This is a genomic window from Aminobacter sp. P4_D5 (assembly GCF_056401815.1).
Genome location: NZ_JBFUIP010000065.1, coordinates 1 through 22,961 on the forward strand (window position 1 = coordinate 1; position 22,961 = coordinate 22,961).

At 61.0% G+C, this 22,961-nt stretch carries 25 protein-coding genes, 1 tRNA gene and 1 pseudogene; 13 read left to right on the top strand and 14 right to left on the bottom strand.

Annotated features, from left to right (window positions below; genetic code table 11):
• Positions 1-188: 188 nt before the first annotated feature.
• Both AC1DWF_RS15770 and AC1DWF_RS15775 read right to left on the bottom strand, forming a co-directional pair.
• Positions 189-704 (bottom strand): GFA family protein, encoded by a 516-nt coding sequence (locus tag AC1DWF_RS15770; protein ID WP_476841816.1) that lies wholly within the window; start codon positions 702-704, stop codon positions 189-191.
• A gap of 2 nt (positions 705-706) precedes the next feature.
• Entirely contained in the window at positions 707-1,354 is a 648-nt protein-coding gene (locus AC1DWF_RS15775; protein WP_476787960.1) for a TetR/AcrR family transcriptional regulator, read from the bottom strand.
• Between the two features lie 124 nt (positions 1,355-1,478).
• Here AC1DWF_RS15775 and AC1DWF_RS15780 point away from each other — a divergent pair, with 124 nt between their 5' ends.
• Positions 1,479-1,844, top strand: coding sequence for a VOC family protein (locus AC1DWF_RS15780; RefSeq protein ID WP_476786658.1), 366 nt, complete (start codon positions 1,479-1,481; stop codon positions 1,842-1,844).
• A 17-nt stretch (positions 1,845-1,861) separates the two neighbouring features.
• Complete coding sequence (locus AC1DWF_RS15785) at positions 1,862-2,695, top strand: alpha/beta fold hydrolase (protein ID WP_476786659.1); 834 nt, start codon at positions 1,862-1,864, stop codon at positions 2,693-2,695.
• A 156-nt stretch (positions 2,696-2,851) separates the two neighbouring features.
• Here AC1DWF_RS15785 and AC1DWF_RS15790 read toward each other — a convergent pair whose 3' ends face one another.
• The 4 genes from AC1DWF_RS15790 to AC1DWF_RS15805 all read right to left on the bottom strand — a co-directional run bounded on the left by AC1DWF_RS15790 (position 2,852) and on the right by AC1DWF_RS15805 (position 6,412).
• Positions 2,852-3,634 carry a hypothetical protein gene (locus tag AC1DWF_RS15790; protein ID WP_476786660.1) on the bottom strand — a complete coding sequence of 261 codons (783 nt, stop codon included), beginning with the start codon at positions 3,632-3,634 and terminating at the stop codon, positions 2,852-2,854.
• A gap of 64 nt (positions 3,635-3,698) precedes the next feature.
• Positions 3,699-3,775, bottom strand: a tRNA-Arg gene (locus AC1DWF_RS15795).
• 171 nt (positions 3,776-3,946) lie between these two features.
• Positions 3,947-4,783, bottom strand: coding sequence for a universal stress protein (locus tag AC1DWF_RS15800; RefSeq protein WP_476785029.1), 837 nt, complete (start codon positions 4,781-4,783; stop codon positions 3,947-3,949).
• Between the two features lie 141 nt (positions 4,784-4,924).
• Positions 4,925-6,412 carry an ATP-binding protein gene (locus AC1DWF_RS15805; RefSeq protein ID WP_476787959.1) on the bottom strand — a complete coding sequence of 496 codons (1,488 nt, stop codon included), beginning with the start codon at positions 6,410-6,412 and terminating at the stop codon, positions 4,925-4,927.
• A 351-nt stretch (positions 6,413-6,763) separates the two neighbouring features.
• Here AC1DWF_RS15805 and rpmH point away from each other — a divergent pair, with 351 nt between their 5' ends.
• The 5 genes from rpmH to yihA all read left to right on the top strand — a co-directional run bounded on the left by rpmH (position 6,764) and on the right by yihA (position 10,714).
• Positions 6,764-6,898 carry a 50S ribosomal protein L34 gene (gene rpmH, locus AC1DWF_RS15810; RefSeq protein WP_287093473.1) on the top strand — a complete coding sequence of 45 codons (135 nt, stop codon included), beginning with the start codon at positions 6,764-6,766 and terminating at the stop codon, positions 6,896-6,898.
• A 16-nt stretch (positions 6,899-6,914) separates the two neighbouring features.
• Entirely contained in the window at positions 6,915-7,283 is a 369-nt protein-coding gene (rnpA, locus tag AC1DWF_RS15815; RefSeq protein WP_476785031.1) for a ribonuclease P protein component, read from the top strand.
• Positions 7,284-7,292: 9 nt separating this feature from the next.
• Entirely contained in the window at positions 7,293-9,101 is a 1,809-nt protein-coding gene (yidC, locus tag AC1DWF_RS15820) for a membrane protein insertase YidC (protein ID WP_476785032.1), read from the top strand.
• A 300-nt stretch (positions 9,102-9,401) separates the two neighbouring features.
• Positions 9,402-10,052: a CatB-related O-acetyltransferase gene (locus tag AC1DWF_RS15825; protein ID WP_476785033.1), complete on the top strand. Its 651-nt coding sequence runs from the start codon at positions 9,402-9,404 to the stop codon at positions 10,050-10,052.
• Complete coding sequence (gene yihA, locus AC1DWF_RS15830) at positions 10,049-10,714, top strand: ribosome biogenesis GTP-binding protein YihA/YsxC (RefSeq protein WP_476804393.1); 666 nt, start codon at positions 10,049-10,051, stop codon at positions 10,712-10,714. Before AC1DWF_RS15825 ends, yihA begins: the two co-directional genes overlap by 4 nt.
• Here the strand turns inward: yihA and msrB are convergent.
• The 4 genes from msrB to AC1DWF_RS15850 all read right to left on the bottom strand — a co-directional run bounded on the left by msrB (position 10,711) and on the right by AC1DWF_RS15850 (position 13,366).
• Positions 10,711-11,208, bottom strand: coding sequence for a peptide-methionine (R)-S-oxide reductase MsrB (gene msrB, locus AC1DWF_RS15835; RefSeq protein ID WP_476787957.1), 498 nt, complete (start codon positions 11,206-11,208; stop codon positions 10,711-10,713). The genes yihA and msrB overlap by 4 nt on opposite strands.
• 164 nt (positions 11,209-11,372) lie before the next feature.
• On the bottom strand, positions 11,373-11,924 hold the full coding sequence (locus tag AC1DWF_RS15840) for a fasciclin domain-containing protein (protein WP_476787956.1): 552 nt from the start codon (positions 11,922-11,924) through the stop codon (positions 11,373-11,375).
• 192 nt (positions 11,925-12,116) lie between these two features.
• Positions 12,117-12,830 (bottom strand): anti-sigma factor, encoded by a 714-nt coding sequence (locus tag AC1DWF_RS15845; protein ID WP_476841820.1) that lies wholly within the window; start codon positions 12,828-12,830, stop codon positions 12,117-12,119.
• Positions 12,827-13,366, bottom strand: coding sequence for a sigma-70 family RNA polymerase sigma factor (locus AC1DWF_RS15850; protein WP_476787955.1), 540 nt, complete (start codon positions 13,364-13,366; stop codon positions 12,827-12,829). Before AC1DWF_RS15850 ends, AC1DWF_RS15845 begins: the two co-directional genes overlap by 4 nt.
• 181 nt (positions 13,367-13,547) lie before the next feature.
• On the opposite strand from AC1DWF_RS15850, the gene argB reads away from it, so the two are divergent.
• The 3 genes from argB (at position 13,548) to AC1DWF_RS15865 (ending at position 16,101) form a co-directional block, all read left to right on the top strand.
• Positions 13,548-14,450, top strand: a complete 903-nt coding sequence (gene argB, locus AC1DWF_RS15855) for an acetylglutamate kinase (protein ID WP_476783454.1) — start codon at positions 13,548-13,550, stop codon at positions 14,448-14,450.
• A 12-nt stretch (positions 14,451-14,462) separates the two neighbouring features.
• Positions 14,463-15,131, top strand: a complete 669-nt coding sequence (locus AC1DWF_RS15860; protein ID WP_476783455.1) for a transporter substrate-binding domain-containing protein — start codon at positions 14,463-14,465, stop codon at positions 15,129-15,131.
• A gap of 187 nt (positions 15,132-15,318) precedes the next feature.
• Positions 15,319-16,101: a DUF1194 domain-containing protein gene (locus tag AC1DWF_RS15865; RefSeq protein WP_476783456.1), complete on the top strand. Its 783-nt coding sequence runs from the start codon at positions 15,319-15,321 to the stop codon at positions 16,099-16,101.
• Positions 16,102-16,110: 9 nt separating this feature from the next.
• On the opposite strand, the gene AC1DWF_RS15870 is transcribed toward AC1DWF_RS15865, so the two are convergent.
• Complete coding sequence (locus AC1DWF_RS15870) at positions 16,111-16,587, bottom strand: Lrp/AsnC family transcriptional regulator (protein ID WP_476783457.1); 477 nt, start codon at positions 16,585-16,587, stop codon at positions 16,111-16,113.
• Between the two features lie 134 nt (positions 16,588-16,721).
• Between AC1DWF_RS15870 and phhA the strand changes: the two genes are divergently transcribed.
• The gene (phhA, locus tag AC1DWF_RS15875; protein ID WP_476783458.1) at positions 16,722-17,555 is read left to right on the top strand and encodes a phenylalanine 4-monooxygenase; all 834 of its coding nucleotides are present in this window, start codon (positions 16,722-16,724) and stop codon (positions 17,553-17,555) included.
• On the opposite strand, the gene AC1DWF_RS15880 is transcribed toward phhA, so the two are convergent.
• The 3 genes from AC1DWF_RS15880 to AC1DWF_RS15890 all read right to left on the bottom strand — a co-directional run bounded on the left by AC1DWF_RS15880 (position 17,552) and on the right by AC1DWF_RS15890 (position 21,237).
• Positions 17,552-18,457 carry an EamA family transporter gene (locus tag AC1DWF_RS15880; protein WP_476783459.1) on the bottom strand — a complete coding sequence of 302 codons (906 nt, stop codon included), beginning with the start codon at positions 18,455-18,457 and terminating at the stop codon, positions 17,552-17,554. The two genes, phhA and AC1DWF_RS15880, sit on opposite strands and share 4 nt — an antisense overlap.
• A 124-nt stretch (positions 18,458-18,581) precedes the next feature.
• Complete coding sequence (locus tag AC1DWF_RS15885; RefSeq protein ID WP_476787952.1) at positions 18,582-20,090, bottom strand: MFS transporter; 1,509 nt, start codon at positions 20,088-20,090, stop codon at positions 18,582-18,584.
• Positions 20,091-20,475: 385 nt separating this feature from the next.
• Positions 20,476-21,237, bottom strand: coding sequence for a GGDEF domain-containing protein (locus AC1DWF_RS15890; RefSeq protein ID WP_476841817.1), 762 nt, complete (start codon positions 21,235-21,237; stop codon positions 20,476-20,478).
• 161 nt (positions 21,238-21,398) lie between these two features.
• Between AC1DWF_RS15890 and AC1DWF_RS15895 the strand changes: the two genes are divergently transcribed.
• Together AC1DWF_RS15895 and AC1DWF_RS15900 are read left to right on the top strand one after the other, a co-directional pair.
• Positions 21,399-22,109 carry a pyrimidine 5'-nucleotidase gene (locus AC1DWF_RS15895; RefSeq protein ID WP_476783462.1) on the top strand — a complete coding sequence of 237 codons (711 nt, stop codon included), beginning with the start codon at positions 21,399-21,401 and terminating at the stop codon, positions 22,107-22,109.
• Positions 22,106-22,951, top strand: a pseudogene (locus AC1DWF_RS15900) (DUF817 domain-containing protein); the annotation flags it as partial. The gene AC1DWF_RS15895 and the pseudogene AC1DWF_RS15900, both read left to right, overlap by 4 nt.
• Positions 22,952-22,961 lie beyond the last annotated feature (10 nt).

The following is a 22,961-nucleotide window of genomic DNA, read 5'->3' on the forward strand; positions in this document are numbered from 1 at the left end:
GAATGAAACGGCCGGGACGCTCCGATCAATCGACCGCAGCGACCGGCGCTACCTAGCCGCTGACATGGCGAATTGCAAGCCGCAGAAGTCAAACTTTTCCGGGAAAACGATCCAGCCGCCCATGACCGGCTGAGATACCCCCGGCAAAACGGCCATGGCTCACGCAAATACCCATGCCGATACGCTTCTCAGCGGCGCAGCAGCATTGCAATGTTTGATGTCACCAGCCTGAGGATGAAGCCGAATGGGTACATTTTGGAACTGGGGACATCTTTGGGAGGCTCTACACCCTCAGCTTTGAACTTCGTGCAGATGCGCCACTGCAAGGGCGGGGCATCGCCTTCAAAGCGCGCCCGGTAGATCGGCAACCAGTGCCTGGAATCGTCGAATTTCATGGCCATGGCCGCGTTGCAGCAAGAGGCGACAAGGCGATTCGTCGCCGATGTCTCCTTGATCTTGTGGCTCTGCAACAGCTCAGCACCCTTGGCGTATCGGACGAGATCGGTGCGGTAGAGAACATAGGYCGTGCCACCATCGGCGTCCTGGACGAGCGCTGCGTTCGGCAGCGCTTCGAGTTGGCGTGAGCCGGCCTGGCAGTCGTCGCAATAGCACACGACACTTGCGATGGGCGCGCCGGTGGCTTCGAGTTCGACGCTGCCGCATGCACAGCGCACGGTGGTCGCGGATTGCGGTGTCTGCGCCATGATCATTTCTTTCCGTATGCGGCGAGGAAAACACGGACGCCGTCGGCGGCATGTCGGCGAAGTTCCGCAGGGCTTGGTATCGCTTCATCGCCCAAAAGCATGGCCCGGTTCACCGGAGTGGACATGACCAGCCAGTTGAAATGCGATGCGGCAACGTTAGCGTCATCGATGGTAAGCAGGCCGCGATCGGCCAGACGCTGGAAGGACGCGGCAAGGGCGTCCATCGCCCGCTGGGGTCCGCGTTCGTAGAGCACCTTCGCCAGTTCGGGAAAGCGGCTGACCTCGCCGATCACCAGGCGGCGCAGCTGCATCAAGCGTGGTGTCAGCACCACCATCAGCTGGCGCTCGGCATAGTCGTAGAGATAGGCGGCCAGATCGCCGCTGGCGTCGAAATCGGGGACCTGGTCATGAACACGGTCACCGGCTGCACCACTCATGCTGGTGACGATCTCGATGAACAGCGCCTCCTTGCTGGCAAAGTGCTTGTAGACTGTCTGCTTCGACACCTCAGACAGGGCCGCGATCTCGTCCATGTTGGTGCCGAGATAGCCGCTTTTCAGAAAGACCTCGGTCGCGGCCGCCAGGATTGCCTGGCGCTTGCGGGTCGATCGCTGCCCATCGGGTTTTTGCTGTGAAGCCACATCCGCCATGAAACCGCCCGTTGAAATCGAGACTCAGATTGACTTTAGAGTACTGGACGGTCTAGTTTTGCGCAATATCGGTACTGGACCGTCCAGTCCATTTCATCAAAACCAGATTGCAGGAGAGCCAACCATGCACATTCAGTTTGCCGAACTGCCGGTGTTCGACCAGGACCGCGCCAAGGCGTTTTACGTCGATCATTTCGGCTGCGAGGTCGCAGCCGATGCGCCGATGGGCAAGGACGGGTGGCGCTGGATCGAGCTCAAATTTGCTGGTGCTGAAACAGCACTGCACTTCGTCAGGCGCACTGACGACGCACCCTCGGCTGAGCCAGTGCTGGTGCTGGTCGAGAACGACGTCGCAGCGACGGTCGGGAGGCTCAAATCGCTAGGCGTGGAGATCATCAGCGAACCGCAGGAAGCACCCTGGCAGCCCGGTCGCATCGTCGCCGAATTCCGCGACAGCGAGGGCAATCGCCTGGTGCTCGGCAGCGAATAACCGTGGGAGAGAAGGTCATGAACCCTAAATCATCGACGCTGAAAGTGCCTGGGGCGAAACTCTACTACGAGGTCTTGGGATCTGGCCCCTTGCTGCTGACGATCGCCGGCGGCCCCAGCGATGCGGGTGTTTTCGCCGACCTGTCGCGCCAACTTGCAGATCGTTACACCGTCATTGCCTATGATCCGCGCGGAAACTCACGCAGCCATTTCGACAGCGAGCCCGTGGAGCAGCAGCTTGATGTTCACGGCGACGATGCCGCCCGGCTGATCGAGACGCTGGGTGACGGGCCAGCCTATGTGCTTGGCAACAGCGGTGGCGCCCAGATCGGGCTCAACCTGGCGGCCCGGCATCCCGAACGGGTGCGTGTGCTGGTGGCGCATGAACCGCCATGCCTTGTCATGCTCGATGACCCAGCGGAGGCCATTGCGGCCGATAGGGAGATTTACGAAACTTATCGCCGCGAAGGCGTGGGCCCGGCAATGGCGAAATTCATGGCGATGGCCGGCCTCGATGACGAGCCAAGCGACGCGTCGCCAGAGTTTGCCCCCTCACCCGAAGACATCGCAACCTTCGGCAGGATGGAGGCGAATTTCGAATATTTCATCGCCCATGGGCTGATGCCGCTGTCGCTCTATCATCCCGATGTTGCTGTCTTGCGCGCAGGCAAGCCCCGTATCGTGATCGGAATCGGCGAGGAGTCCGTCGGGCAGATCACCCAGCGCACAAGCGCGGCACTGGCCGCGAAACTAGGCGTCGAGCCGGTCATCTTCCCAGGCGGGCACGGCGGCTTTGGCACCCACATCGAGGGTTTCGCAAAAACCCTGGATCAGGCGCTTGGCGGCGATTAACAATTAATGTGGCAGTGAAGAAAATGGCGCGCCGAGCGCGGAAGGGATGGCCCTAAGGCATCAAAGCTGAAGTGCCGGCGTAGCCGTTTCGACGGTGAGCCTGCGGAGCAGCGCTCGATGTCCATGGCAGCCATGCCGCCCGGCTGATCAAGACGCTTAGTCAGCCTGACACTTGTCGTGGATCTCCCAGTAGAACCCGCCAATAGCCGGGCGCTCCAAGCATGCAAGAGTGCTCGATCCGCAATACAGATCGTCTTTCAGCATCCCTGCTAAGTTATCACAGACCTCAGCGCCCGGATCTCCCTGTAGGTGGGTCGAGACTCGGAGATTGCCGCGCACCAGACCAAGCGCAGCGGCACTGTTTGCTACTATGGAAAATAGGGTCGCCATGGGTCCGTTGACCCCGTTGGGAAAGTTGTCTGGACTTATCTGCCAGTCACATGTGACCAACGGTTCAGCCTGATCTCCATTTAGGCTTTCGAGAATGAACGCATGCATGCGACAGATAAAATGAATGAGGTAAATTACGTACGCGGCTTGAACCGTTGAGATCGTAAAGTCTCGTCCGGACGCGAGGCCGGCGACCGTTACCTCCTGTCCCGAAACATGTAGGTGCCCATCGAGAGCCATTTGGGTGATCAACTCAGCCAAGGAATCGACGACCGTCCCACCTTGGACGCTGAGCGCTAAGCCAAAGACACTGCTACTGGCGAGCACCTGGGGAATCTGCCGACGAAACTCCCTGCGATAGCGATCAGGGTTCTTTCCAGTCCACTTCCGCAACCTCTTGCCTTGTGGATTGAGCAGAGGACCAAGATACTCGTCCCAGCCCCACTGTTCGGCGCTGACAGAAACCAAAAAGGCGGAGGTGTGCCAAATACTGCGATCGTTTGGTATTTCTTGCGGACTGTGGTCCATCGAAGCAACCAACATCGTCATTTTGCGCGCCCCAGCAGTGCCAAAGCCACGTGTAACTCATGTTTTATGAACCATTTGAAGAAAATGGCGCGCCCGAAAGGATTCGAACCTCTGACCCCCAGATTCGTAGTCTGGTGCTCTATCCAGCTGAGCTACGGGCGCGCATCAGGCCATCGACAATGGCCGGGTCGTTCGATCCATGGATCGCAGCGACCGGCGCTACCTAGCGGGTGGCTTTGCGAAATGCAAGCCGCCGCCGGCAAAGTTTTTCCAAGCCACGGCCGGACGCAAGGTTACCCGGCCGCTTGTCTTGCGAGAAGTCACGGACTGTCGTCAGTGCGACAACAGTACCGGCAGCCGCAGGTCGCTCAGGATGCCCTCGGTCGCACCGCCAAGCACGAAGTCGCGAACGCGGGAATGGCCGTAGCCGCCCATGACCAGAAGCTTTGCCCCCAGCGAGGTCGCGGTTTCCTGAAGGGTGACGCCAATGGAGGAGCTGCCGATTCGGGTCGGCACCGCCTCGGCTGCAAGGCCGCGCTGGCGCAGGCCTTCGGCTAGCTGTTCGGCAGCGTCCGTGTCGCGCAGCTTCTTTTCATTGAGGATGGTGATCACCGAAATCCTTGACGCCTTTTCCAGGAACGGACGCGCGTCGGCAACAGCGCGCGCTGCAACGCGGCTGCCGTCCCAGGCGATGGCGACATGGTCGACAGCGCCCACGGTCACAAGGTTCGGCAGGATCACAGTCGGGCGCCCAGCGCCGAAGACAACCGCCTCGGCCAGCATGCGCGAGGTCTGATTGCCCACTTCCCAGCCGAGCAGCGCGAGGTCGAAGTAGCGGGCCTGCTCGCACGCTGCCTCGCCAAGCGCGGCCGAGGACACTGGTACCTCACCGGTGGTGACGTCGACGCCGACCTCTTTGGCACTCGCCTCCAAGGCGGCGAGAAGTTGCTTGCCATGCCTGCGGCTTGAAGCCTCGGCATCGCGGATCATCTGCGGGGTATCGAGCAGCAATTTCGAAAGCGCGCTGGAAACCTGAGGAAAGGCCGGATTGAACACCACCGCATGCAGGCTCGCGTTGAACTGGGCTGCGACCGACACTGCACTTGATGCCACCGCCTCGGAATTGGCCTCTGGATAGGTGGCAAGGGGAAGGAAGAAATGCGGCTTCATCGGAGTGCTCCTGTTTTGACGCGCCCAACCATGCGGCGTTGGCGCGTACTCGACTGAGATTACCCTATGGCGCGCAGCCCTTCATTGAGCTGGATCAAGACAGGCTTGTCATCCTCCAACCGCCCACCGGAGCACGGCTTGTCACGCCGGACGGCGCAGACCGTGACGTGCTTCATCGAGGCGAATCGGCTGGTCGGGGATGGCAACGGCAAAGACGGTGCGGCCACCGGCGCTCTCGACGAGTTCCAGCGTGCCGCCATGGGCGCGCACCAGTTCATGGGCGATGGCAAGGCCAAGGCCGGTACCGCCGCTGCGGGCCGAGCCGCGGAAAGCGGTAAACAGATTTTCGCGCGCCTTTTGCGGCAGGCCCGGACCGGTGTCGGCAACCAGGATGCGGCTGACGCTGCCTTCGCGTTCGGCATAGACGGTCAGCCGGTTGACGATGGCGCTGTCGGCGTCGCCGGCCATCGCCTGGACGGCGTTGCGGCAAAGGTTGGTCAGCACCCGGAAAAGCTGGTCGGGATCGGCATCGATCTCGAAATCGCTGTCAACGGCATTGCAGAACTCAATGCCCGATTCAGGCTCTAGGCCGAGCAAACCATGGACATCGTCAACCAGTTGAGCGAGCCGCAAGCGCCGGCGCGCCGGCGGCAGTTCCTGGGCACGGCCGTAAGACAGCACGTTTTCCGAATAGGCGACGGCGCGGTCGAGCGTCCTCAGCAATTTCGGGGCAAAGGCCTGGACGGCTGGATCCTTGACCATGCGCAGGCGGTCGGACATCAGCTGGGCGGAGGCCAAGATGTTGCGCATGTCGTGATTGATCTTGGACACGGCAAGACCGAGATCGGCGAGGTGCTTCTGCTCGTTCAGCATCTTTTGCAAATGCATCTGCATTGCCGACAGTTCGCGTTCGGCGAGGCCGATCTCATCGGAACGCGCTTCCGGAACGATGACGCCGGCGGGACTGTCAGGGGCATCGGAGAAGGTCAGCATCGAGCGTGTCATGGCGCGGATGGGCTTGATCATGATGCGGTCGATGGCGAAGTAGACCAACGCTGCCGTGCACAGCGAAATCAACAGCGAGACAAAGACGATGTAGCGCGCATTGGCCAGCATTGCGCGATGCAGCCGATAGTCGGAGATGACCAGCTCGAATTCCTTGGGGCTTTCACCGACAGTGCCATAGACGCGTAGCATCCGGTTGCCGCCAAACAGCAGCGTGTCGATGGCAGCCGGCATCGAACTCAGCACGCCTGTCTTTGCAATCTCGATATGCTCGTCGACCTCGGGCGGCATGTCGGCAACGACGAGCAGCCTTGAAACGCCACCGTCGCGCACCGCAATCGCCTTGGCGCCGATGGCCGCCAGCACGTCGTTCTGGGCGGAACGCGACAAGGTCGTCGGGTCGCCCTGCACCAGGATTGTCGCAACGGCAGCGGCCGTCGCCAGCCGCTCATCGAGCCAGCGCATGCGAAAGCTGGCGATGGAAGGCAGGAAGAACAGCACTTCGGCGAAGAGCACAAAAGTAACGGTCAACAGCAGCAGCTTGGCCGACAGGCTGCGCGAGCGCGGAACCGACCGTTCCGCCTGTTTTCCAGCATATACGCCGGTATCGGCTGCTTCAGTCATGTCGATCTTTGCTGCAAGTCCGCCCTGGGAGAAATTGCCTCGGCTCCGTCATATCCCGAAACGCCTATGCTTCCCGTTCTGGCAAAGATAGGCTATCGCAGCGCAGTTGCAAATTTTGCAACGCAAAAAGCAACCTTTCGGCGCTGCTGAGCGGGATCAATCGCCGCAGGCGACAAGTGTTGTGGCGGCCAGCGGAGCCGATTGACTTCGCGGCACCTTCTTTCTATAAGCCCGCACACGCTCGGGACCCGCTTCCGTCGCGGTTTTTGATCGCGTCGAGGCAAGCTGAGCCAAGCTCCTGTTACAAAGTGACAGAATCAAGAAGGGCCGCACCCCGCGGTATAAAAACAAATGAAGCGTACCTATCAGCCGTCCAAACTCGTCCGTAAGCGCCGTCATGGTTTCCGTGCTCGCATGGCAACCAAGGGTGGTCGCGACGTCGTCGCAGCTCGCCGCAATCGCGGCCGCAAGCGGCTCTCCGCCTAAGCCATAGGCGGGAACCTTGCCCGCTGACAGCAAGCCTGAGGGGTCTGCTCCGCATGGACGCTGCCCCGAACGGCTTCTGAAAAGAAAACAGTTTCTGGCCGTCCGCCGCGGTGAAAAGCGGCGCGGACGGTTTTTTCTCGTCGAGGTTTTGGATCGCGACGACAAAGCTGGGCCGCGAGTCGGCTATACCGTCACCAAGAAGGTCGGCAATGCGGTTGTCCGCAATCGTGTCAAACGGCGCCTCAGGGAAGCCGTTCGTACACATGCCGCAGGTGACATGGCGGCTGGCAAAGACTATGTGATCGTCGGGCGCGAAGACGTGCTCACCGCCCCTTTCGGCCAGGTTACGGCCGAACTTTCTCGGCGCATTCGCGGAACGCGATAAGGGCTTTCGATGGAAAACAACCGTAATTTCTTTATCACCATCGCCTTGTCGGTGCTGATCCTGACGCTCTGGCAGGTGTTCTACATGAACCCCCGCGTCGAAACGCAGCGGGAAACCGCGCGGATCGAAGCCGAGCGCGTGGCCCAGCAGCAGAAGGCTGCCCAGCCGGCAGGCACCAGCACCGGAACGCCAACAGCACCGCAGACCGGCATTCCCGGTGCGCCAACGACCCAGGTCGCGGTCGCCGACCGTGCCCAGGCGATTGCAGCTTCGGGCCGCATCGCGCTCGACACGCCAAGCCTGAAGGGTTCGATCAACCTGACCGGCGCGCGCATCGACGACATCAGCCTCAAGCACTACCGCGTTGCCGTCGATCCGACTTCGCCTGTTATCGAGCTGCTGAACCCGCAGGCGCTGCCATCCGGCTTCTACAGCGAGATCGGCTTTGTCGGCAGCGAAGCGACTGGCACCGTTCCGGGTCCCGATACGGTCTGGTCCGCCGAAGGCAGCCAGACGCTGACGCCGGCAACGCCTGTGACGCTGACCTTCACCAATGAAAAAGGCCTGACATTCAAGCGCACCATCGCTGTCGATCAGAACTACATGTTCACGGTCACCGACACGGTGACCAATGCCAGCGGCGCCGATGTCTCGTTGTCGAACTACGGCCGCATCACCCGCTTCGACAAGCCGCTGCATGCCTCGACCTACGTGCTGCACGAAGGCCTGATTGGCGTCACCGGCACTGAAGGCCTGCAGGAAATCAAGTACGCCTCGATCGAAAAGGACAAGCAGGTCCTGCCCGGCAAGTCGACCGACGGCTGGCTCGGCATCACCGACAAGTACTGGGCAGCCACGCTGGTTCCCTCGGGCAAGCAGCCGTTCCAGCCGCGCTTTTCCTATTTCGAAGACGGCCGCCCGCGCTACCAGGCCGACTACCTGACCGACCCGATCACTGTTGCTGCCGGTCAGTCGGCAACGGTCGAGACGCTGGTCTTTGCCGGCGCCAAGGAAGTGGCCAAGATCAACGCCTATGAGAAGGATCGCCAGATCCGCCAGTTCGAGCTTCTGATCGACTGGGGCTGGTTCTACTTCATCACCAAGCCAATGTTCTGGCTCATCGATACGCTCTACAAGATGCTCGGCAATTTCGGTCTGGCGATCCTCGCCACCACCGTCATCGTCAAGGCCATCTTCTTCCCGCTCGCCAACAAGTCGTACAAGTCGATGGCGAATATGAAGATGGTGCAGCCCAAGATGCTGGAAATCCGCGAGAAATACGCGGACGACAAGATGAAGCAGCAGCAGGCGATGATGGAGCTGTACAAGACCGAGAAGATCAATCCGCTGGCCGGCTGCTGGCCGGTGCTGATCCAGATCCCGGTGTTCTTCGCGCTCTACAAGGTGCTGTACGTCACCATCGAAATGCGCCATGCGCCGTTCTTCGGCTGGATCCACGATCTGGCGGCACCGGACCCGACGTCGCTGTTCAACCTGTTCGGCCTGCTGCCATGGGGCGTGCCCGCCTTCCTGATGATCGGCGTTTGGCCGCTGATCATGGGCGTGACCATGTTCCTGCAGATGCGCATGAACCCGACACCTCCGGATCCGACCCAGGCGATGATCTTCACCTGGATGCCGATCCTGTTCACCTTCATGCTGGCGTCGTTCCCGGCGGGCCTCGTCATCTACTGGGCGTGGAACAACTCGCTGTCGATCCTCCAGCAGGGCGTGATCATGAAGCGCCAGGGTGCCAAGATCGAGCTTTGGGACAACCTCGTGGCGTTGTTCAAGAAAAAACCGACGCCGGCCGAATAGCCGGACTTCTCGGAGAAAAGAAAAAAGGCCCTGGCTCGTCCGGGGCCTTTTTGCTTTCGCACATATGGGGCGCTGAAACTTTTGCGGCGACGCTCGCGTAGCTTTGTGGTGCCTCTCAAGCATCAGCCTGTGGGGTGGCGGCTTCTGACTTCCCCCGGTCAGAACTGAACCGTCTCGGCAAGGCCGGGGTCCTGCATTCCTTGCGGGACCCCGGTTTGATTCTCCCCCAAAACCCTTGATCCCCTCCCCCGGATGTCATCGCCGGGGATCGCGCTATACTGTCATTCCATACGCATCAAAATGGACGTCGCCATGCAAGGACCGAACCCTGACATCAAGCACCCGATGCCGATGCACAAGCGCGTCGGTTTCCTCAAGCCCCTCGTTGATGCCGAAAACATCGAGATCGGCGACTTCACCTATTACGACGACCCCGAGGGGCCGGACTTGTTTCAGCAGAAATGCGTCCTGCATCACTACCCCTTCATCGGCGACAAGCTGATCATCGGAAAGTTCTGTGCCATAGCCGAGGGCGCGCGTTTCATCATGAACGGCGCCAACCATGCCATGTCGGGTTTTTCGACCTATCCGTTCAACATTTTCGGCCATGGCTGGGAGGAAGGCTTCGACGTCGCCACCTGGCACAAGGAGGTGCGCGGCGACACCGTGCTCGGCAATGACGTGTGGATCGGCATGGAAGCGGTGATCCTGCCGGGCGTTCATATCGGCCACGGTGCCATCGTTGCTGCGAAATCGGTTGTCAGCAGGCACGTACCGCCTTATGCGATCGTAGCCGGCAATCCTTCGGTCGTGGTCAAGAAGCGTTTCGACGACAAGACCATCGAACGGCTTCTGACGATTGCATGGTGGGATTGGCCGGTGGACAAGATCGGCCGCAACCTCAATGCCATTCGCGGCTCGGATATTTCTCTGCTGGAGGCAGCGGCTTGAACGATCAGATAACACCCACAGCGGCGGTCACTGCCGAGCTGTTCCTACGCCCGTGGATCTTCATCCGCGGCGTGCCCTCAATGAAATTCCTGCCGCCCGAAGGGCCGCCAGAGATCGCCTTCGCCGGCCGTTCCAATGTCGGCAAGTCGTCGCTGATCAACTCGCTGGTTCGCCATGGCGGGCTGGCACGCACCTCGAACACGCCGGGGCGCACCCAGGAGCTCAACTATTTCGTGCCCGACGGCTATTCCGGCCAGGCCGGTGACATGCCGCCGATGGCACTGGTCGACATGCCGGGCTACGGCTACGCCAAGGCTCCAAAGGAACAGGTCGACGCCTGGACCAAGCTGGTGTTCGATTATCTGCGCGGCCGGGTGACGCTCAAGCGCGTCTACCTGCTGATCGATTCACGCCACGGCATCAAGAAAAACGACGAGGAGGTTCTGACCCTGCTCGACAAGGCCGCGATCTCCTACCAGATCGTCCTGACCAAGACCGACAAGATCAAGGCGGCGGGTGTGCAGCCGCTGATCGAAGACACGCTTTTGAAGATCAAGAAGCGCGCCGCCGCTTTCCCGACCGTGCTGGCAACCTCGTCGGAGAAGAACGAAGGCATCGAAGAGCTGCGCGAGGCGATCGCTTTGGTGGTCAACGGCGGCTAGGTTGTCGCTGGCCTGAAAGCCAGCGCCAAACCGTTGATGCAATGGCGCTTGCCGGTCGGCGGTGGGCCATCGTCGAAGACATGGCCAAGATGGCCGCCGCAGCGGCGGCAATGCACCTCGGTGCGGGTCATCAGCAGCGAACTGTCCACCTTGGTGCCGACCGCATTGGGCAGTGCTTCCCAGAAGCTCGGCCAGCCGGTGTGCGAATCGAACTTGGTGTCCGACGCATAAGCGGCGAGATCGCAGCCGGCGCAGTGAAAGGTGCCCTTGCGGTGTTCGTCGAGCAGCGGGCTCGATCCCGGCGGCTCGGTGTCTTCCTGACGCAGGACAGCGAACGCGGCGGGCGAAAGAACCGCGCGCCATTGGACGTCCGTCTTGGTGACCTCGAAGTTTTCGGCCAACGCCGGGGCTGATATGTTCAGCCGCCTGGATAGCACCAAACCGGCAAGAACGGCGATCGCAGCACTGCCCAACAAAAATGAACGGCGGTCCATGGCATATCTCCTATCCGACCATAGGCCGGTGTCGCATCACTGCAAAATCAACAGGGCTTGAGTGAAATGGACTGCGCCCCGCAACGCAGACCGTTGCGGGGCGCTTTGCCGATTGCGCGTGCCTCAGGGAGCGACAGCGCGCGCAATCGCCCTGCCCCTAGGGCTTACATCTTGGGCAGCAAAACCTTGTCGATGACGTGGATGACGCCGTTCGACTGGGCGACATCGGCGATGGTGACGTTGGCGACGTTGCCGCTTTCGTCCGTCACTGTGACCTTGCCGCCATCATCCTTCAGGATCAGCTCGCACCCACCAGCCGTCTTGGCCATATGGGAGCCGCCGTCATCCTTGACCATCTTGGCAACGTCAGCCGACATCGCCTTGGCGCCAACGACATGGCACGTCAGGATCTTGGCCAGCTTGTCCTTGTTTTCAGGCTTCAGAAGCGTTTCGACCGTGCCAGCCGGGAGCGCTGCGAAGGCTTCGTTGGTCGGTGCAAAGACGGTGAATGGCCCCTTGCCCTCAAGCGTCTTGACCAGGCCTGCTGCCTTGACCGCCGCGACGAGCGTGGTGTGGTCCTTCGAGTTGACGGCGTTCTCGACGATGTTCTTGTCGGCAAACATCGCAGCGCCGCCAACCATMGGATTTTGGGCATATGCGAAAGTGGCGAGAGCGGAAAAAGCACCGGCGAGCAAAGCGAGAGAGATCTTACGCATATCAAAACTCCTTGGGTTGTTTCCGGAAATGGAAAGGCACAAGAAGTTACGGATACGATCTCAGACAGTTTCGCGATCGCAATAAAATATACTTAGAGAATTTAAACAGAAGAACCCAAAACCTTGCAGATACGAGCGAGCCAGCGACAAAGTTTCAGCAATTTTGCATTCTGTGAATTATTCTTTTGGGGATCAGATGTTGCGGAGATCGCCGGCGGCGACCACGGGGCCGGTCGGCAGACCGCTCGGCGAACCACCCGCAGGCTCAAGGCTGACGGCGAGCACGGCACCTGTGGCGAGCTTGTCGCGCATCTCTTGCTTGACCGGMATTTTCATCGTGGTCCCAACCGGGATGACACCCATGGAGACCGGCGGGTTTTTGCCTTCGATCATCCAGAGTTCGAAATCCTTGCCGGCGGCGCGCTCGCCCGCGACATGCGACAAGCCGACCTCGCCGGTCGCCGCGTCGTACATGACCATGTATTTGACGTCGCTGCCATCGGCGGCAAGCGAGGCCACCATGAACTGCTGCGGTGCCTGGGCGGGCGGATTGATGTAGGGCACGGCAATGTACAGCACGAGAGCCGCCACTGCTGCTGCCGCCAGACCGCGCCAGAAGACGAGGCTCGACCATGGGTGCAGCCTTGACTGCTCCGCCGCGTCGCGGAGCAGCCGATGGTCGATGCCCCGCCTGACCGATACCGGCGCCTCGACCTCGGGGTATTCAGCCGCCAGCGGGGCAAAATGCACCTCCCATCTGTCGACGATGCGCGCGAAGGCAGGCTCTGCGTCGATACGGGCGCTGGCCTGGCGACGCTCATCGGCAGACAGGACGCCAAGAACGTACTCGGCGGCGAGGATGTCGTCGCCTCCAGGTTCCTGTCCGTTGTCTTCCGCCAGTGTCATCTTTCCAGACATTCCCTCAGCTTCAACAGGCTGCGGCGCAGCCATGTGCGCATGGTATTGAGCGGCACGGCGTGGCGTTCCGCAAGTTCGGCATAACTTTCGCCTTTGAGATAGGCACCGCGGACCGCCGCCGCCCGATCCTTCTCCAGTTCCTCGAGGCAAAGATTGATGCGCCCGGCCTCGTCGCCGGCCACAGCCGCCGCCTCGGGCCCTGGCGCGGGATCGGCAATCTCAAGCGCCTCGTCGATGGCGAGGGGTGCCTGACGCCGTGCCCGGATACGGTCGATCGCATGATTGCGCGCGATTGCCACAAGCCACGAAATGGGGCTGAGATCGGAGGCCGCAAACCTATCCGCCTTCGTCCAGATCTTGACGAAGACCTCTTGCAGCGCCTCCTCGGCATCCGCCCTGTCATTCAATACACGCAGGCAGACGCCGAAAAGTTTCGAGCTGGTCTGCCGGTAGAGCAGATCGAAGGCCGAGCGGTCCTTCAACGAGGTCCGCACGATCAGTTTGGTGATGTCCTGCGGCGTCATGGCCGCCAAGTTACGTGGCGAAAGGCGAATTGCAACTGCTGTTTAAATCGCGCCGCTGCCTGCAACTGGTTCAGCCGCGCATGAGTCACGGCGCCGCAGCCCCGCCAGGACCATCGAACCATTTGCCCCCTGCCCGGTTTCCGGGTAAGACCGCGCCGACCTTTTCCAGCTATCCGGGACCATGCCGATGACGACGAACGTCGCCGCCACCGCCGAAATGCAGGCCGCCCTGCTCTCCGCGGCCTTGCCCTACATGCAGCGCTACGAAAACAAGACGGTGGTGGTGAAATATGGCGGCCACGCCATGGGCGACATCGCGCTCGGCCGCGCCTTTGCCCGCGACATCGCCCTTCTCAAGCAGTCGGGCGTCAACCCCATCGTCGTGCATGGCGGCGGGCCGCAGATCGGAGCCATGCTGGCCAGGATGGGCATCGAATCTAAATTCGAAGGTGGCCTGCGCGTCACCGACCAGAAGACGGTCGAGATCGTCGAGATGGTGCTAGCCGGTTCGATCAACAAGGAGATCGTCGCCCTCATCAACGCAGAAGGCGAATGGGCGATCGGCCTGTGCGGGAAGGACGGCAACATGGTCTTCGCCGAAAAGGCCAAGAAGACCATGGTCGACCCCGACAGCAATATCGAAAAGGTGATCGATCTCGGCTTTGTCGGCGAACCGGTCGAGGTCGACCGCACGCTGCTCGACCTGCTGGCGCGCTCGGAAATGATCCCGGTGCTGGCGCCTGTCGCGCCAGGGCGCGACGGCCACACCTACAACATCAACGCCGACACTTTTGCCGGTGCGATTGCCGGCGCACTCGGCGCCTCGCGGCTGCTGTTCCTCACCGACGTGCCCGGCGTGCTCGACAAGGACAAGAAGCTGATCGACGAGCTGACCGTTGCCGAGGCCAAGGCGCTGATCAAGGACGGCACCATATCGGGCGGCATGATCCCCAAGGTCGAGACCTGCATCGAAGCGATTGAGCGCGGCGTCGAAGGCGTGGTCATTCTCAACGGCAAGACGCCGCATTCAGTGCTGCTCGAACTGTTTACCGAGCATGGTGCCGGAACGCTGATCGTTCCGTAAGGGGAGGCCGCGATGAAGTTCGGCTGGATCGCCGAGCCACCCTTCAACTATCTGGAGGGTGGCAATCTGACTGGCTACGACGTCGAGTTGGCCCGGCAGATCGCCTCCAAGATGGGCGTCCCCTTCGAACCGGTCGAGACCAGCTTCGGGGAACTGCTGCCAGGGCTCGACGACGGTCGCTGGGACATGACTACAGGCATGTTCGTGACGGAGGAGCGCGCCAGGCGAGCATCCTTCACGATACCGATCTGGGCGCTTCACGACGGACTTCTGGTCCGCGAAAGCAGCCGCGATCAGATTGCCGGATACCGCAGCCTCGCCGACGGAAATAGCAAGCTTGCCGTGCTTACCGGCCAAATCCAGGAACAGACCGCTCTGGGCCTCGGCGTTCGGGCGCACGACATCGTTGCCTTTCAGGACTACCGCGATGCCGCGCAGGCGGTCACAGACGGCACAGTCGACGCCTATGCAAGTGTCGAACTCGCGCATCGGGCACACATCGCACGGCATCCTGGAAGCGGCCTGCTATGTGTTGGCGTTCCAGCCGCAGAGAGGGAACCTGCCGCCGGGGTGTTTGGGTGTCGCCAACGAGAAACGAGAGAGCAAGTCAACGCCGAGTTGGCCAGCTTTATCGGCACGCCAGAGCATGCGGCCCTCCTCGCCCAGTTTGGCTTGGCCTGAACGGACCTCTGCTGGGTTCCAAGACCCGCCTCTCATCGTCCCGAACGCCGGCAGCTCTACGCCCTCGCCCCTTGCAGCCCGTTGCCGCCTTTGTTCACGAAACTGTGAAGCGCTTCGGCTTTCATTTGTCCTGCTTTGCCGCACACTGATTGCGTGTCCGCTCGGAGGGCGATCGTCGCGACAAGCGATGCTGGCAGCGCTGGCAGTGATCCTGTGCACGAGTTGCGAGCTGCCCGCCACACCGGTCGTCGGCGTGGGTGCGGAATCGGTCGATGTCGAGCTGGTGCTCGCCGTCGATGTCTCAAGTTCGATGGACGACGGGGAGTTCGCGCTTCAGCGCGCAGGCTGCGTCGAGGCGCTACGCCATCCCGACTTTATCAATGCCGTGGCTTCGGGCTTGAAAGGGCGCATTGCCGTAACCTATTTCGAATGGGCGGGAACCGTCCTGCAAGACACAGTCATTCCCTGGCAAATCATCGACGGCCGCGACAGCGCAAACGACTTCGCCAACAAGCTCGCAGCCAGCCCGATCGGCGGGTCTGGCGGCACCTCAATCTCAAATGCCGTGGTCTTCGGTGCCGGCCTGCTGGAACACAATGCGTTGAGTGGCGAAAAGAAGGTCATCGACATTTCCGGAGATGGACCCAACAACACCGGTGCGCCAGTCGAGATCGCCCGCGACAAAGCGGTTTCGACCGGCATCATCATCAACGGCCTACCAATCCTCGTTCGGCCGACTGGAACCCTTGTAGGAATCGACCGTTACTACGCCGAATGCGTAACCGGCGGGCCCGGCTCGTTCGTCCTGCCCATCCACGTTGCTTCCGAATTCGCGACAGCTATCCGGCACAAGTTAATCCTCGAGGTCAGCGGCGCGGCCGACACATCCGGCATCGTGAAAATCGATGCAACAAAGCCAGTCGACTGTCTCGTTGGCGAGCATTATCGGCTCGTCTATCCAGACCCCTAATTCCACGCTTTAGACCCTCAAATGTCCGAGCGGCACGTGGCCTGGGCCCTTGATGTTCTGCAGCACCAGTTGGGTGTGCACGTCACGCACGCCCGACAGCCGCATCAGCCGGTGCATGACAAAGGCATTGAGGTCGTCGACGCCGGGCACCATGACGTGGAGCAGGAAGTCGTAGTCGCCGGTCATCGTCCAGCAGGCCGAGACCTCGTCCATGCGCTGCACAGCCGCGATGAATTTTTCCGGCGAATCATCGCTGTGGCTGACCAGCCTGACCTGGACGAAGACCTCGACCATCAGGCCCACCGCCCGACGGCCGATACGCGCCGAAAACCCCTTGATGACGCCTGCTTCCTGAAGTGCTTCGAAACGCCTGGCGCAGGGCGTGTTGGACAGGCCGATCTCCTGCGCGATCTCGGAAACCGGCTTGCGTCCGTCGCGCTGGAGGATATCCAGCATCTTGATCTCGAATTCGTCAAACTGAGGCATTTCCACCCTCCAAGCCACCATTTCTGGTGAACATACCTCAAAACTGGCCAGCACGAGCGCAAAGAAGTGAATTCCGCTCCTGCAGCGAAGCTATGCTTCGGCATCGCAAGCCTGTTTCTGGGGAGGATCAGACCATGGGCATCAGTATTCAGGATTATGCACGGGAATGTGCGGCCCAAGGGCTGCGCGGCGACTACACGGTCTGCCGTCCGGATTTCACCGTCGAACAAAAATACGACTACAGCGCCGCCGAGCAGGAGGTGTGGCGCACCCTATGCGACCGCCAGACCAAACTGACCCAGCGGCTGGCGCATAAATCCTATCTCGACGGCATGTCCGCGCTTGGGCTCGTCGACAGGATCCCTGACTTCCACGAGGTCAGTGAGAAACTGCGCAAGCTCAGCGGCTGGGAGATCGTTGCCGTGCCAGGACTGATCCCGGCGCAGCCATTCTTCGACCATCTGGCCAACCGCCGCTTCCCGGTCACCAACTGGCTGCGTACGCGCGAAGAGCTCGACTACATCGTCGAGCCTGACATGTTCCACGATTTCTTCGGCCATGTGCCGGTGCTGAGCCAGCCGGTCTTCGGCGACTTCATGCAGATGTACGGCGAAAAGGCGACCGATCTCATCGCCCTTGGCGGCGACGAGATGATCACCCGGCTCTACTGGTACACCGCCGAATACGGCCTGATGCAGGAGCCCGGCCAGCCGCTGAAGGCGTTTGGCGCCGGTYTGATGTCGTCATTCACCGAGTTGCAGTTCGCCGTCGAGAGCGCTGATGCTCATCAGGTGCCGTTCGACATCGAGACGGTGATGCGCACCACCTATGAGATCGACAAGTTCCAGCGCGCCTATTTCGTGCTGCCGTCGTTCGACGTGCTGAAAGACGCGTTCCAGAACACCGATCTGGCCGGCATCATCAAGCGCTGGAAGGGCGAGCCGCCACGCGATCCGGCGACCGTCTAACCAACGGCGAGCAGCACCAGGATACCGCCGACGATCAGCGCGCAACCGGCGATCTCGAGCCGGTTGATGCGCTCGCGGAAGAAGAAGACGCTCGACGCGAAGGTGAACAGCATCTCGATCTGGGCCAGCGATTTGACGATCGCCGCCTGCTGCAGCGTCATTGCCATGAACCAGCCGAACGAGGCCGAGGCGCCGACCAGGCCGGTGAACAGCGCCGGGCGCCACGCCTTGGCGATGCGCGGCAGCTCGTCGCGTTCCTTCCACAAGATCCAGACCAGCATGAGCACGGTCTGGAAGACGATGACCACGGCAAGCGTGACCGCCGCCTGCATCATGAAGTTCGGACCGCCAAGCGAAAGCGACGCGGCACGGTAGGCAACCGCCGAGATGCCGAAGAACGTTCCCGAGGCGAGCCCGATCAGCGCGTTGCGGCTGAGCACTGACGTCACCAGCGTGCGCGCGGTGAAAGCCGTGTGCGCGACCGATATCAGCATCACCCCGAAAACGCTGATGGCGATGGCAGCGACCGCGCCTGCGGTCGCCCGTTCGCCAAGGAACAGCAGCCCAAACAGCGCCGCCTGTGCCGGTTCCGTGCGCGAATAGGCGGTACCCACGGCGAAGTTTCGGAACGAAAACAGGTGGATCAACAGGAAGGTCGCGGCAATCTGGCCAAGGCCGCCAACCACCGCCCAGGCAAAGAAGGTCGCATTCAGCGACGGCAGCGGATAGCCGACGACAAAATGCAGCACGCCGACAAACAACAATGCAAACGGAAAGCCAAAGCCGAAGCGGACGAAGGTGGCACCGGTGGTGCCCATCACGCCTTTCAGGTGCTTTTGCACCACCGACCGCAGATTCTGCAGGAAGGCGGCGGCGATGGTGATGGGTATCCACAATGTCATGGTGGTCAAATGTCAGCTGAGAGGCGATCGGAGCGGCCGCGTCTCAGCGTCTACAGCATCGCTTTGAAAACCGGAATCGAATTTCGGCAGAAGCGATGCATTGGTTCCGAAGGTTACTATTTCGTCACGTTTCGGCAGGAAGCGGCACGGCCTTCCGCTCGTCGACATTTTGGCCCCGACTGCCATGCGGTGCTGCCGGCTTCAGGAAAAACACCAGCGCTGCGACCATCGCGAATGCCATGATTTCGTAGATGAGTGCACGCTCCATACCGGCGACAAAAGCGGCGTGCGAAAGCTCGCCTGCCCGCAGGCGCCCGTCCAGGGTCGAAAAGAAGATCTGCCCGGTGATGGCAATGCCAAGGGCGGCGCCGATCTGCTGGAAGGATTGGACAGCCCCCGACCCCGAACCCGCATCGCGCGGCGGCACAGTCGACAGGACGGTCTGAAACAGCGCGGAAATGGCTATGCCCATGCCGAACCCGCAAATCAGCAACGGCAAGACAAAGTGCCAATGGTTGACGGCATCGCCGATGCCAACGACGACGAAACGCAGCGACGCCATGCCGATGCCCATGACCAGTGCGCCGGCGACAATCCGCCTTTGGGGCCAGCGGCTGCCCAGTCGCCCCGAAATGAGCGAGGCGATCAGTACGCCGAGGGGAAACGGCACAGTCGTCAAGCCGGATTGCAATGGCGTCAGCCCGAAACCGGTCTGCAGGAATACGGCCAGGATCAGGAAGAAGCCCGCAACACCCGAAAAGAACGTCATGACCATCGCAGACCCGAGCAGGAAATTGCCGTTGGTCATCAGGGCTACCGGCAGCAACTGGCTCTGCGCACGTTTCTCCCTTGCCTTTTGATGCAGGAAGAAACTGACCATTGCCACGACGGAAAGACCGATCATCGCAAACGTCCACAGCGGCCAGCCATAGGCATGCCCCTCGATAAGTGGAAACACCAAAAGGAAGACGGCCGCACTGGCGATCAGGATACCGACCGGGTCCTGCGTAAGCTCAGGCCGGCCAGGCATATCGGGAATGAGGGCCCGGCCGGCAATCACAGCCAGGATCCCGACCGGGATGTTGACCAGGAAGATCGGCCGCCAGTCGAGGCCAAACAGGTCCGCACTGATCAGCATGCCACCGACAAGGGGGCCAGCGACGGAAGCGAGCCCCGCCGACAAACCAAACAGCGAGAAGGCGAAACCGCGCTCCTGCGGCGGAAAGATCACCTGGGTGATCGCCAGGACCTGCGGCATCATCATGGCGCCAGCCAGTCCCTGCAGCACGCGCGCGACGATCAATGTCGTCATGGTCGGTGCCAGCCCGCACAGCGCCGAAAATACGGTGAAACTCGCAACACCGATCAGAAACAGGCGCTTGCGGCCGAGCACGTCACCGAGCCTGCCAAACGGCAGCAAGCCAAGCGCGAAGGCCAGCACATAGGCAGCTACAACCCATTCGATCTGGCTGCTCGTCGCACCAAGTCCGGACTGCAGGCGCGGCAGCGCAACGTTGACGATGGTCACGTCGATCAGGTTCATGAACCCGGCCAGAAGCAGGATCGCCATCGCAATCCAACGCCTTGGATACGCGTCTTCCGGCGTCATTGGCGAGCTATGGGAAAAAGTCATTTCCAGTTCCTTTGACTTCGGAAGCCGATCCTGGATCGCCGCCCCAGCGCGTCCGAAAGGCCGGCCAAACGATCGATGCAGCCGTCTGCCTTTGAGATCGCATCAATGCATGCAGACAAATGTCGTTCCGCACCGTCTGATTTCGACAGGTCCAGCAAAATGGCTCACCGGTCATCCGGCGACAGCCAAGGCAATGCATTCGATCTAGAGCGAATCGTTCAGCTTTCTAACCCCGAGCACATATTTGGCGTAGCCACGATCGAAGTGAACAGCGATTTTCGTGGAGGAATTGCGCCGTGACCGGCAGTACCGGCATCGCATGGCAAAAAAGACGGCGGCAAATGCCACCGTCCAATAGCCAGCGAYGTTACAGATTCGAGCGCTGTTACGCCGCTTCGGAAATGCCCGTGTCGAAGATGGCGCGGTTGCGGCCACGGCGCTTGGCCTCGTAGAGGCGCTTGTCGGCTGCGCGCATCAGCTCCGAAACATTGGCTTCGGACGCGCAGTTGGTGCCGCCGATGCTGACCGTCAGGGGTACCGCGGGCTCGTCATTGGGCTGGAAGCGCAGCCGCTCCACTTCGCTGCGGATACGTTCGGCGACAAGCTTGGCCTCTTCCTCGGAGGCACCGACCAGGTAAGCGCCGAATTCCTCGCCGCCGATGCGGCCGAGAATGTCGCCGCTGCGCACGCCACGCGTGATCGCCGCAGCGATCTGCAGCAACGCCTGGTCGCCGGTCAGGTGGCCGAAGCTGTCGTTGATCTGCTTGAAGTGGTCGGCGTCGATGATCAGCAGCGCGCCGCGATCGTTCTTGCGCCTGGAGCCGTCGAGCRCGGCAAAGAAATTCTCGCGGTTGAGCATGCCAGTCATCTCGTCGCGGCTGGCCTTTTCCGAAAGGCGGCGATGGGCGGCGGCAAGCTGGGCGTGGGCACGCGTCAGATCGGAATAAGCCAGCTTCAACTTTTCACGCTGCCAGAAGGTGTGAAAAGAAAAAGGGAAGGCAATCAAGACAGGACATAGCACCGGCAATAGGTAGGCGGCGGCGTCGATCGTGCCGCCCAGGAGCGGAATGATCGCCAACACAAGTGCCATCGTGATCACTATGGACAAAAGTGTGACGAAACCGGATTTGAGAAAGACACTTTTCATTTCAACTCCCTGCCGGCAGTTGGAATGCCAGCATCATCTGAAGGTCATCTTTCACCGGTAGTTAAAATTTGACCCACTCTGCCGAATTTGGCCATCGTCGAGTGCAGGTGTGGCCTTATGCGGCGGCTTCCAAAATTCTCGAACCGTGCCATAAGGGGGTCATGACCGATATTCCCGATCCCGCCCGTTTCGACCACGTCACCGACTGGGTCTTCGACCTCGATAACACGCTCTATCCGCACCATTCGAATCTGTTCTCGCAGATCGATCTGAAGATGACGGGCTTTGTCGCGGAACTCTTGACGCTGTCACGCGAAGACGCGCGCAAGCTGCAGAAAGATCTCTACCTGGAATACGGCACGACGCTGAACGGGCTGATGCATCGCCACAACATCGATCCCGATGCCTTCCTCGAGCATGTGCATGACATCGACTATTCCTGGCTGGTGCCGGATCCTGTCTTGGGCGCGGCCATCCGCCAGCTGCCGGGCCGCAAATTCATCTTCACCAACGGCAATCGCAGCCATGCCGAGCGCACCGCGCGCCAACTCGGCATCCTAGACCATTTCGATGACATCTTCGACATCGTCGCCGCGGGCCTGACGCCCAAGCCGGCGCGCCAGCCCTATGAAACCTTCGCCGCCCTGCACAAGGTAACGGGTGCCAATGCCGTGATGTTCGAGGATCTTGCCCGCAACCTTTCGGTGCCGAAGGCGCTTGGCATGACCACGGTGCTGATCGTGCCGCGCAATTTCGAGCCGACTTTCTCGGAGATCTGGGAAAGCGACCCGACGAACGAAGACGATGTCGACTTCGTCACCGACGATCTCGCGACCTTCCTCACGACGCTTGTCGAGGCCAACGCCGCTTGAACCGTTTCACCTCCGTCGAGGCACGGATCGATGCCGCGGCACACGCCGTGCTCGACCGCCTGCCCGCCGGTGGGTTCTATGGGGCACTGGTCGAATTTCTGGTGTTCGGGCTGAAACAGGCATGGGCCTGCCTGTTCGGCGGCGCCATGTTGGCGCTGATCATGGCAACCAAGCTGTGGTGGCCACAAGATGCCGGGCTCGCGCGCTACGACTTCCTGTTCCTCGCAGCGATTGCCATCCAGCTGGCAATGCTGGCCTTGCGGCTGGAAAAACCTTCCGAGGCCAAGGTCATCCTGATCTTCCACATTGTCGGTACGGTAATGGAGATCTTCAAGACGTCAGCCGGTTCGTGGATCTATCCCGAGGAGAACTTCTTCCGCATCGCCGGTGTGCCGCTGTTTTCCGGCTTCATGTATGCGGCGGTCGGTTCCTACCTCGCCCGCGTCAGCCGCATCTTCGACATGCGCTACACCAGCTACCCGCCGCTATGGGCGACGGTGCTTCTGTGCGCGGCGATCTACGTCAATTTCTTCGCCCACCATTTCACGGTCGACATCCGCTACGGGCTGTTTGCGGCAACTGCACTGCTCTACTTGCGAACGGTGGTGCACTACCGCGTCTTCCGCTTCCGCCACCGCATGCCGCTGCTGCTTGGCTTCCTGCTGGTCGCGCTGTTCATCTGGCTTGCGGAAAATATCGGCACGTGGTCGCGCGCCTGGATCTATCCCGGCCAGCATGACGGCTGGACGCCGGTTTCGATCCACAAGCTCGGCGCCTGGTATCTGCTGATGATCATATCCTTCGTGCTGGTGACCTTGGTCCACCGGCCACGGCCGATGGACCAAAAGGGTA

What these genes read in the sequence shown, in the direction of transcription:
- AC1DWF_RS15800 (WP_476785029.1), bottom strand. Translation starts at nt 4,783, where the DNA reads ATGAAGCCGCATTTCTTCCTTCCCCTTGCCACCTATCCAGAGGCCAAT.
- argB (WP_476783454.1), top strand. Translation starts at nt 13,548, where the DNA reads ATGCCGATGACGACGAACGTCGCCGCCACCGCCGAAATGCAGGCCGCC.
- AC1DWF_RS15775 (WP_476787960.1), bottom strand. Translation starts at nt 1,354, where the DNA reads ATGGCGGATGTGGCTTCACAGCAAAAACCCGATGGGCAGCGATCGACC.
- AC1DWF_RS15850 (WP_476787955.1), bottom strand. Translation starts at nt 13,366, where the DNA reads ATGACGCCGCAGGACATCACCAAACTGATCGTGCGGACCTCGTTGAAG.
- AC1DWF_RS15785 (WP_476786659.1), top strand. Translation starts at nt 1,862, where the DNA reads ATGAACCCTAAATCATCGACGCTGAAAGTGCCTGGGGCGAAACTCTAC.
- AC1DWF_RS15780 (WP_476786658.1), top strand. Translation starts at nt 1,479, where the DNA reads ATGCACATTCAGTTTGCCGAACTGCCGGTGTTCGACCAGGACCGCGCC.
- AC1DWF_RS15870 (WP_476783457.1), bottom strand. Translation starts at nt 16,587, where the DNA reads ATGCCTCAGTTTGACGAATTCGAGATCAAGATGCTGGATATCCTCCAG.
- msrB (WP_476787957.1), bottom strand. Translation starts at nt 11,208, where the DNA reads ATGGACCGCCGTTCATTTTTGTTGGGCAGTGCTGCGATCGCCGTTCTT.
- AC1DWF_RS15790 (WP_476786660.1), bottom strand. Translation starts at nt 3,634, where the DNA reads ATGACGATGTTGGTTGCTTCGATGGACCACAGTCCGCAAGAAATACCA.
- AC1DWF_RS15805 (WP_476787959.1), bottom strand. Translation starts at nt 6,412, where the DNA reads ATGACTGAAGCAGCCGATACCGGCGTATATGCTGGAAAACAGGCGGAA.
- AC1DWF_RS15860 (WP_476783455.1), top strand. Translation starts at nt 14,463, where the DNA reads ATGAAGTTCGGCTGGATCGCCGAGCCACCCTTCAACTATCTGGAGGGT.
- AC1DWF_RS15825 (WP_476785033.1), top strand. Translation starts at nt 9,402, where the DNA reads ATGGACGTCGCCATGCAAGGACCGAACCCTGACATCAAGCACCCGATG.
- yidC (WP_476785032.1), top strand. Translation starts at nt 7,293, where the DNA reads ATGGAAAACAACCGTAATTTCTTTATCACCATCGCCTTGTCGGTGCTG.
- rpmH (WP_287093473.1), top strand. Translation starts at nt 6,764, where the DNA reads ATGAAGCGTACCTATCAGCCGTCCAAACTCGTCCGTAAGCGCCGTCAT.
- AC1DWF_RS15885 (WP_476787952.1), bottom strand. Translation starts at nt 20,090, where the DNA reads ATGACTTTTTCCCATAGCTCGCCAATGACGCCGGAAGACGCGTATCCA.
- AC1DWF_RS15895 (WP_476783462.1), top strand. Translation starts at nt 21,399, where the DNA reads ATGACCGATATTCCCGATCCCGCCCGTTTCGACCACGTCACCGACTGG.
- AC1DWF_RS15865 (WP_476783456.1), top strand. Translation starts at nt 15,319, where the DNA reads ATGCTGGCAGCGCTGGCAGTGATCCTGTGCACGAGTTGCGAGCTGCCC.
- AC1DWF_RS15880 (WP_476783459.1), bottom strand. Translation starts at nt 18,457, where the DNA reads ATGACATTGTGGATACCCATCACCATCGCCGCCGCCTTCCTGCAGAAT.